Source organism: Pseudomonas sp. GW822-FHT02G04, from assembly GCF_058802085.1.
On sequence record NZ_JBXANU010000042.1, the window covers coordinates 836 to 9510 of the forward strand.

At 58.1% G+C, this 8675-nt stretch carries 8 protein-coding genes and 1 tRNA gene; 6 read left to right on the forward strand and 3 right to left on the reverse strand.

Translation table 11 applies throughout. From position 1 onward, the window contains the following. Both AC1RO5_RS29785 and AC1RO5_RS29790 read left to right on the forward strand, forming a co-directional pair. Window positions 1-2887, forward strand: a 2887-nt coding sequence (locus AC1RO5_RS29785) for a beta strand repeat-containing protein (protein WP_493179292.1), incomplete at its 5' end; no start/stop codon positions are given. 24 nt (window positions 2888-2911) lie between these two features. Beyond that, a complete protein-coding gene (locus AC1RO5_RS29790) occupies window positions 2912-3991 on the forward strand; it encodes a hypothetical protein (protein WP_493179294.1) in 1080 nt (359 codons plus the stop codon). Window positions 3992-4199: 208 nt separating this feature from the next. Here the strand turns inward: AC1RO5_RS29790 and AC1RO5_RS29795 are convergent. Next, window positions 4200-4276: transfer RNA gene (locus AC1RO5_RS29795), tRNA-Arg, on the reverse strand. Window positions 4277-4567: 291 nt separating this feature from the next. Between AC1RO5_RS29795 and AC1RO5_RS29800 the strand changes: the two genes are divergently transcribed. Continuing rightward, on the forward strand, window positions 4568-4801 hold the full coding sequence (locus AC1RO5_RS29800; protein ID WP_493179295.1) for a hypothetical protein: 234 nt from the start codon (window positions 4568-4570) through the stop codon (window positions 4799-4801). 22 nt (window positions 4802-4823) lie between these two features. Then, on the forward strand, window positions 4824-5003 hold the full coding sequence (locus tag AC1RO5_RS29805; protein WP_018926378.1) for a PA3371 family protein: 180 nt from the start codon (window positions 4824-4826) through the stop codon (window positions 5001-5003). Here AC1RO5_RS29805 and phnN read toward each other — a convergent pair. Then, window positions 4978-5550 carry a phosphonate metabolism protein/1,5-bisphosphokinase (PRPP-forming) PhnN gene (gene phnN, locus AC1RO5_RS29810; protein WP_493179296.1) on the reverse strand — a complete coding sequence of 191 codons (573 nt, stop codon included), beginning with the start codon at window positions 5548-5550 and terminating at the stop codon, window positions 4978-4980. The genes AC1RO5_RS29805 and phnN overlap by 26 nt on opposite strands. A 386-nt stretch (window positions 5551-5936) precedes the next feature. Here phnN and AC1RO5_RS29815 point away from each other — a divergent pair, with 386 nt between their 5' ends. Next, a complete protein-coding gene (locus tag AC1RO5_RS29815) occupies window positions 5937-6263 on the forward strand; it encodes an Arc family DNA-binding protein (RefSeq protein ID WP_003178899.1) in 327 nt (108 codons plus the stop codon). A gap of 102 nt (window positions 6264-6365) precedes the next feature. Here the strand turns inward: AC1RO5_RS29815 and mgtE are convergent, their stop codons facing one another. Then, window positions 6366-7808 (reverse strand): magnesium transporter, encoded by a 1443-nt coding sequence (gene mgtE / locus AC1RO5_RS29820; RefSeq protein WP_007934913.1) that lies wholly within the window; start codon window positions 7806-7808, stop codon window positions 6366-6368. A 321-nt stretch (window positions 7809-8129) separates the two neighbouring features. Here mgtE and AC1RO5_RS29825 point away from each other — a divergent pair, with 321 nt between their 5' ends. Then, a complete protein-coding gene (locus tag AC1RO5_RS29825) occupies window positions 8130-8648 on the forward strand; it encodes a cell envelope protein SmpA (RefSeq protein WP_493179297.1) in 519 nt (172 codons plus the stop codon). The last annotated feature ends 27 nt before the right edge of the window (window positions 8649-8675 follow it).

The following is an 8675-nucleotide window of genomic DNA, read 5'->3' on the forward strand; positions in this document are numbered from 1 at the left end:
CGGCAGCGGCTCGTTGACGGCCGCGACAGCGGGCAGTGTCTCGGTCAGCGGCTCGGGCACCAGCAGCATCGTGCTCACCGGTACCCTCGCCAACATCAACACTTACCTGGCCACGGTCGCCAACCAGCCGACCTACACTCCGGTTGCCAATGCCAACGGTACGGTCACCCTGACCATGCTGACCAATGACGGCGGCAACACGGGCACTGGTGGAGCACTGAGCGACAGCGACACGATCAACATCAACATCACCGCGCTCAACGACGCGCCGGTGAACACGCTGCCGGCAAGCTACACGACGAATGAAGACGCCGCATTCAAGCTCAGCGGTCTGTCGGTGGCAGACGTCGACGCAGGCGCTGGCAGCATCTCGGTCACGCTCACGGTCGGCAGCGGCTCGTTGACGGCCGCGACAGCGGGCAGTGTCTCGGTCAGCGGCTCGGGCACCAGCAGCATCGTGCTCACCGGTACCCTCGCCAACATCAACACTTACCTGGGCACAGTCGCCAACCAGCCGACCTATACCCCGGTTGCCAATGCCAACGGTGCGGTCACCCTGACCATGCTGACCAATGACGGTGGCAACACAGGCACTGGTGGTGCACTGAGCGACAGCGACACGATCAACATCAACATCACCGCGGTTAACGACGCGCCGGTACTGTCCGGGACAGCTCCGACGTCGGTCAACGTCGGCAGCGGGGTGTTGGTGAGTTCGTTCCTGAGTTCCACTGATGTGGACAGTGGTGCGCTGAATGGCATCGCGATCACCGCTGCGACCCGCACAAATGGCTCTACTGGCAAGTGGCAGTACTCAACAGACAATGGATCGACGTGGACAGATGTCGGCACGGTAAGTACGAGCTCGGCGCTGCTGCTGCGTAGCGGCGACTTAGTACGCATGACCGGTAACGGAAACGCGGGTGATCTAACCTACAAGGCATGGGATCAAACGTCTGGCACGTTTGCGACGAAGGTCGACCCTGGCGCAGGCGGGGGTGCCAGCGCGTTCAGCACGACCAGCGTTACATGGTCGGTCACTCACCCGGCAGGCATCGCTGGCGAGCCGATCAACTTGGCTCTGGCCAACCCGTCGGCGGATCACAGTCTTCCTGTCACGGTAACGATCACCGGTGTTCCAGCAGACTGGATAGTGAACGGCGCCATGCATCTCGGCGGCGGCAGCTGGTCGGTCACCACCATCGACCCCTCGGTACTCACCGTCACTACGACGGCAGGCTACGTCGGCGCTATGGTATTGCAAGTAACGGAGTCCTGGACCAACGCAGATGGGACCACAGGAAGCGCCATCGTCTCGGACAACGTAGAGGCCTACGCCCCAGGCTCACCAATCTTCGCCTTGTCCCTCAACGACAACCTGACCGGCTCGTCCGGTGCCGACACCTTCGTCTTCGCCCAGCCGATCGGCAACAACCAGATCTACAACTTCGATGCCGCAGCGGACAAGATCGACCTGATCGGTTTCACCGGCGTCAACGGCTTTGCTGACGTGAGCATCACTAACGACGCAAACGGCAATGCGCTGGTCAGCATAGGCACCGGCCAGACGATCACCCTGAAAGGTGTCGACGCGGCGAGCTTGAGCGAAGCGAACTTCCAGTTCGATACCGACCCGATCACCAACAACGCCGGTACCCTCACCATTGCCGACGGCGCGATCATGCCGTTCGGTGGCAGTATCCATAACAGCGGCACTATCGAGCTCGGCTCCGCCGGCAGCACGACCAGTCTTGAGATTCTGTTCCGTGGCGCGACCTTGACCGGTGGCGGCCAGGTGCTGCTATCCGACAACGCGCAAAACGTGATTTTCGGCGGCAGCGCCGACACCGTGCTGAACAACGTCGACAATCGCATTTCCGGCGCCGGCCAGTTGGGTGCCGGGCAGATGGTGCTGATCAACGCGGGGCTGATCATGGCCAGCGGGCTGAACAGCCTGGTGATCGATACTGGCACCCACACCATCACCAACAGCGGGGTGCTGGAGTCCACAGGCCCAGGCGGCATGACGGTTGCCAGTACGGTCGAAAACACCGGGCACCTGTGGGCCAATGGTGGCGATCTGCGCCTGCTGGCCGACGTGACCGGCGATGGCAGCGCGACCATCGACGGCGACGCGACCCTGACCTTCTCCGGTGCTGCACACGGGTCCGTCGCCTTCCACGGCGAAGGCGCCGGCACGCTGGTGATCGCCCAGGCCGAAACGGCGGGCTCGCTGGTCGGCATCCTCGGCCTTGAGAGCGATGACATGCTGACCTTCGGCAATGTGGCTTTCGGCGCCAACACCCAGCTCAACTACAACGCCAACGCCTCTGGCGCCGGCGGCCTGCTGACGGTGGACGACGGCGTGCATCGGGCCGAGGTGAACCTGATGGGGCATTACTCGGCGGAAGACTTCCAGGTCACCGACGGCGGCGCGGCCGGTACCCAAGTCAGTTACCACGGAGAATCCAGCGGCACTCTGGTGGGCACCATGCTCGCAGACACGATCAGTGGCGGCGACGGCAACGACATCATGGTGGGCCGTGGCGGCGCAGACACGCTCAGCGGCGGCGCGGGAGCCGACGTGTTCGCCTACTTCAACGTGAATGAAGGCGGCGACCATATCCTCGACTACAACTACGCCGAAGGAGACAAAATCGACCTCTCCGCGCTGCTCAAGGCCAACTTTGTCGCCGGCACCAGCCAGGTGTCGGACTTTGTCGAAGTGGTGCAGACCGGCAGCGACATCACCGTGAAGGTGGACCCTGATGGCGCAAGCAATGGCAAGAACTTCGTCGATGTGGCAGTGCTTGACCACACTGGTACGCCTGGGCCCGATCTGGTACGCACCTGGTTCGGGGATGCGGACCATACGCTGACGGCGTGATCGTGGGCTGGAATTGAGCAGTTGATGATGGTGGAGACCAGGGAAGGTCGAACCCTGAGCGCGCAGGCAGCCCTGCAGATTACTGGCAACGAATATGAAGTCCACGATACCAACGTGAAATCCAAGCATGACGCACCCGAAGGGGGCTGTATGTTCCGATGGATGAGGGAACTTTGGGTGGGATCGGATCTGGTCGAGTTTGAGAGCTCGTTCGGACTGGCGGAATCTGTTGAGCGCCTGAAAGCCGCGACACGGCACTGGGCTATGTTTACGCCGTTTCGAGAAGCGGCCGTGGGAACGGTGACGGAGTCTCGCGTTTCGCTCCAGCGTGTCATCCCTATGGTGCGCAACTCATTCAAGCCACTTTTCATCGGCCGATTCCAGGTGCGCCAAAACCAGGTCGTGCTAACCGGGCGTTTTGCGCTGCACTGGTCCGTTAAGCTTTTCATGGGCTTCTGGTTCGGGTTTTGTGTGCTTTTTACAGCATTGGCGTTGTTTACCGCCGTACCTGGGCCGCACGCCACATTCATGCCGCTGGAGGGGCTCGCGATGATGGCCTGTGGGATTGGCGTGATGCGGATCTGTATGTGGTTTTCCCGCAACGATCAAGCATGGCTGTCTGACGTCATTCGCACGGCGTTGAGTAATCAGGTCGCGATTGCATCAAAAGGTTTGCCGCCCGATGAGCTTCGGAGCTCCCCAAAGCGGCCACCCACTGTCATCGTGATTGTCACAGCGGTGCTCGCCTTCCAAGGGCTCATGTTCTGCGTTTCTGCCATAACGGATATCCAGCCTTCCCTTGGCGATCCAAGTGGTTCGGTCTTTACACACTATGCAGACGTTAGACTTCGCTATCTTTCCGTAATCTATGGCGCCGTTATGCTCCCGCTGGCTTTCGACGTTTACCGCCAGCGCATGTTCGCCTGGCGAATGGGGTTCCTGGCGCTTTTTGGGGGAGTAGCCATCCAGACGCTTGGCTTGCTTGCCCGAGAGGATCTTGGCAATACGCGTAGTCAGGCCATGATCTTCTGCGTCGTCTCCCTGGTGATCACCATCGTCTGGGCGTGTTGGTGGTACGCGCAGCGCGTCCATTTTCACGATTGATCGGGAAAGAGTCGATAGACCGCCTCTCACGCCTTCCTGTAGAGGACTGGCAGCTAAGCTTGATATGACACCGACGGTTATGAAAAAGCCCCGCCAGATAACAATCTGAGCAGGGCTTTTCGTTGCTTAAAGCATACCTGTTGCACCCACCTTGCACCCACGAGGGTTAAGCAGAGAAACGAAGAAATGCTGGAGGCCTTGAAATATATGGTGTCCCAGGGCAGGTTCGAACTGCCAACCTTCCCCTTAGGAGGGGGATGCTCTATCCAATTGAGCTACTGAGACACGAGTCGCGCGCAAGGAATGCGCGGCGATGGACGGCGTGCATGTTAACGGGCAGGCCCGCTTTTGTCATGTCGTCCGTAGGGCTTTTTAAGTGTAGGCAGACGCCCCGCGGTAGCGTGGCTTTGTTTACCGTGCAAATTGCATCGCCGCAAAATGCCATCATTGCAAAATGCAATGCCGGCATTTTGTGAAAATAGCTTAATTCGTTGTTTTTAAAGGATTTAATAGCCGTTAAACTTTTGGCATGCGGGCTGCTTCGACTGTTCACAAGGAACGAAGGAGATCAGCCCCATGAACAGCGCTCTTTTAGTCGCGAATGCAGTCGCCCTGGCGGTTCTGTTGGGTTTTCAGTTCTTCCCCGAAAACGACGCTGCGATGGTTGCCCAACGCACGCCCCATTACCTGCAGCTGCAAAAAGCGCCTCAAGTGGCAGTCACGAGCGATCAACGCAGTTTTGTCAGCCAAGAGGTGAGCCAGGAGAGTCTTCAACCGCGCACGCAGTCTTTTGAACGCTTGGTATTTTGAACCACCTCATCAGGAGCACAGCATGTCCAAATCAGCCGCAGGGTTTCTCATCCTAGCTCTACTGAGTGGCATCCTTCATCTGTCATTAGTCCAGGACACGATCGTCACCCTGCCCCTGATTGCCTGCGGCGTGTTCAGTGCGCTGTTCGTGCTGGCGCTGATCGCCGGGCGCAAGATCAAGTTCGATCCGGTTCTGCGCTGACGCTCAGCAACTCCAGAAGACTGGCAACGGTGGCCGCAAGGTCGCCGGAGTTATCGAGTCGACGGATCTGCGTATCACCGATTGTATCGTCAGCCATGAACAGTGCATTGCGGCGCAGTCTCGCTTCAATTTCTGCCGGGCTTTCACGCCCCCGCCGTAGCAGGCGCTCTCGCAGAACTTCATCCTTGACCGTCAACAGCACCGGCAACAGCGTGGGATAACGCTGCTGCGCTTCTGTCAGGTGGCCGCGCGAAGCATTGATCAGCACATCGCGACCGTCCTTGAGCCATTGGTCTATACGCACAGGAATACCGTAATCCAGCCCATTGGCCTGCCACGACAGCGCGAAATCCCCTTCGTTTCTGCGTCGCTCGAACTCTTCGCGGGACACCTCGATGGCGTCTTCGCCCACGGACTCAGCCGAACGCGTAATAACCCGCCGCACGACTTCACAATTGCGCTCCCGCAACGGCCCGCGAGCGGCTTCGATGAGGCTGTCCTTGCCGGATCCCGAAGGCCCCATTAAATAAATCAGCCTGCCATCCATCCTGAAATTATCCCATACCGTCCGTCTGCCCTAGTAAATCGGCCATTTGCCACTATCCTGTACAAGGTAAGGAACAAGGATCGAATCCGCATAGCATGCACCTTCAGGCGTCTTCGGGCATCACCTGTCGGGCAAGAGGACGCGGTCAGCGATACGGACTCATGGAATGTTTTCAAACCAGTCCGCATTTCTGATAATAGGTGCTGGCATTAAGCCTTTACCCAGATCAATATTTGTCACAGAATTGACGCCAATGATCTGGCTAATTTGAGGCATGATGCGCGCCTCTATCAATTCAGGTTGAACATTTGGTCGGAGTGCTTGTCCTATCTGACATCCTGCGGCCAATCCCGAGAACCGCTCCCCTGAACTAACCGGTTAAATATATGCGCCCATTGAAACAGGCAATTTATTCCAGCCGTACGGCTGACAAGTTCGTCGTACGTCTGCCAGACGGAATGCGTGAACGCATTGCCGAGGTGGCTCGCAATCATCATCGCAGCATGAATTCCGAAATCATCGCGCGCCTTGAGCAGAGTCTTATTCAGGAAGGCGCGTTGGGCGAAGAATTGAGCATGCGCCTGGACAGCCCCGAGCTGTCATTGCACGAACGCGAACTGCTGCAACGCTTCCGCCAACTCTCCCACCGCCAGCAAAACGCTCTGGTTTCGCTGATCGCCCATGACGCCGAAATGGCTGCAGACGCTTCCTGATTCATCCCGAAAGCTCAAGCCAGCGTAATTGCTGGCTTTTTTTTGCCTGAAATTCGGCCAAAAAAAACCCGCCGATTGGGCGGGTTCTTTTGAGGCAGAACGTCAGAGCAGGAAAATCGTCGCCAACCCGAGGAAGATGAAAAAACCACCACTGTCGGTCATTGCAGTGATCATCACACTGGCCCCCATTGCCGGGTCGCGTCCAAGCCGCGCCAGGGTCATTGGAATCAACACCCCCATCAATGCCGCAAGCAACAGGTTAAGCGTCATGGCGGCGGTCATCACCACACCCAGGGACCAACTGCCATAAAGCAGGTAGGACACCACACCAATCACCCCACCCCAGACCAGGCCATTGATCAAGGCGACCGCCAACTCCTTGCGCATCAGGCGCGACGTATTACCGGTACTGACTTGGTCCAGCGCCATGGCCCGAACGATCATGGTGATCGTCTGGTTACCCGAGTTGCCACCGATACCTGCCACGATCGGCATCAATGCCGCGAGCGCTACCAGCTTCTCGATAGAGCCCTCGAACAGGCCGATCACCCGTGATGCAACGAACGCGGTGATCAGGTTTATCGCCAGCCAGGCCCAACGGTTGCGCAGGGACTTCCAGACTGACGCAAAAATATCTTCTTCTTCGCGCAGACCCGCCATGTTGAGAACTTCGTTTTCGCTCTCTTCACGAATCAGGTCGACCATTTCATCGATAGTCAGACGACCAATCAGCTTGCCGTTCTTGTCGACCACCGGGGCCGAGATCAAGTCGTAACGCTCGAACGCCTGAGCGGCCTCGTAAGCGTCTTCGTCCGGATGAAAACTCACCGGATCGCTGGCCATCACTTCCGAAACCTGTTTATCCGGGTCGTTGACCAAAAGGCGCTTGATCGGCAACACACCCTTGAGCACGCCGTCGTAATCGACCACGAACAGTTTGTCGGTGTGGCTCGGCAGCTCCTTGAGACGGCGCAGGTAACGCAACACCACTTCGAGACTGACATCCTCACGGATGGTCACCATCTCGAAGTCCATCAGCGCACCGACCTGCTCCTCGTCATAGGACAACGCGGAGCGGACGCGCTCACGCTGTTGAGCATCGAGGGTTTCCATCAGCTCGTGGACGACGTCTCGCGGCAGCTCGGAGGCCAGGTCAGCGAGTTCGTCGGCATCCATGTCCTTGGCCGCAGCCAGGAGCTCGTGATCGTCCATGTCGGCGATCAGGGTTTCACGAACCGAATCGGATACTTCGAGCAGAATGTCGCCGTCGCGGTCGGCCTTGACCAATTGCCAGACGGTCAGACGGTCGTCCAGTGGCAAGGCTTCAAGGATGTAGGCGACGTCGGCGGAGTGCAGATCATCGAGCTTGCGTTGCAACTCGACGAGGTTTTGCCGGTGAACCAGGTTCTCGACCCGGTCGTGATGCGGACCTTCCTGGCGATGAGTCAGGTCTTCGACCACCCGCTGGCGCTGCAGCAGCTCAACGACTTGAGCGAGGCGGTCCTGCAAGCTTTCCTGCGTTTTCTTTACTTCAACTTCAGACATAGGCGAACTCCACTCCCAGCAGCGGGGCACGCCGGAAGGATCAATCAGTCAATTCATGATTGTAAAAACGGGATACTGAGTAACTACTGGGTAAGTCCATGGAGGTATTCCACAAGCCCCGGCGGGGCTGACGGGCGCAATGATAACACCGCCTGACGGTTTTAAACGTGAAAAAATCGCGGCTGAAACAAGCGCTTGCGAGACAAACCTGAGCGCTGTCCTGATCCATGGAACTGCGACGACTTATCCTGAAAAGAAAACACACCGCTGTCGAAAAATGTAACGGCTACCCTTGATAAGGACCGTCAAGGAGGACGTCGAATGCCATGGAATGCTGATTATTTTTTACTTGCCGCCCTGCTCTGCCTGCCGCCCTGGGCGCTTGCTACGACCGTCCACCGGTGCGAAGCCCCTGACGGACGCATCACCTTCACGACCTTGAGCTGCACGGCCGGAGAAAGCCTTTCGCTTCAGGAAGTGCGCACGTTTTTGCCAGGCAGCACGACAGCCCTGATGCCAGAAGCCGAGGTTCGCGAAACATCAGGTATGAAAATCCCAAGGAGAGCGCCGACGATCGTTGGTCAGTCCGAGGACAAATGTGGAAATCAGCTCAGCGCGAAGGAACGCCGCATCGCGATCATCAATCAGAGAGTGGTTGCCGGCATGAGTCAGCAGGACGTCGAAAGCGCTCTCGGCAAGCCAGACAAAATCAGCACTCGCAATTCAGCCACGAGCTACCGCTACGACAACAAGCGAGGGCGCAGTGCTCACATCGAGTTCGATGAGAAAGGATGTACCAAAGGAAAAGCCAAATCGCAGACGGCAAAAAGCCCGCGTTAAACGCGGGCTTTTTGGTGTTTGGTGCAC

Bases quoted from the DNA above. Each gene is read 5' to 3' on its own strand.
- AC1RO5_RS29790 (WP_493179294.1), top strand. From the start codon at position 2,912: ATGATGGTGGAGACCAGGGAAGGTCGAACCCTGAGCGCGCAGGCAGCC.
- AC1RO5_RS29800 (WP_493179295.1), top strand. From the start codon at position 4,568: ATGAACAGCGCTCTTTTAGTCGCGAATGCAGTCGCCCTGGCGGTTCTG.
- AC1RO5_RS29805 (WP_018926378.1), top strand. From the start codon at position 4,824: ATGTCCAAATCAGCCGCAGGGTTTCTCATCCTAGCTCTACTGAGTGGC.
- phnN (WP_493179296.1), bottom strand. From the start codon at position 5,550: ATGGATGGCAGGCTGATTTATTTAATGGGGCCTTCGGGATCCGGCAAG.
- AC1RO5_RS29815 (WP_003178899.1), top strand. From the start codon at position 5,937: ATGCGCCCATTGAAACAGGCAATTTATTCCAGCCGTACGGCTGACAAG.
- mgtE (WP_007934913.1), bottom strand. From the start codon at position 7,808: ATGTCTGAAGTTGAAGTAAAGAAAACGCAGGAAAGCTTGCAGGACCGC.
- AC1RO5_RS29825 (WP_493179297.1), top strand. From the start codon at position 8,130: ATGCCATGGAATGCTGATTATTTTTTACTTGCCGCCCTGCTCTGCCTG.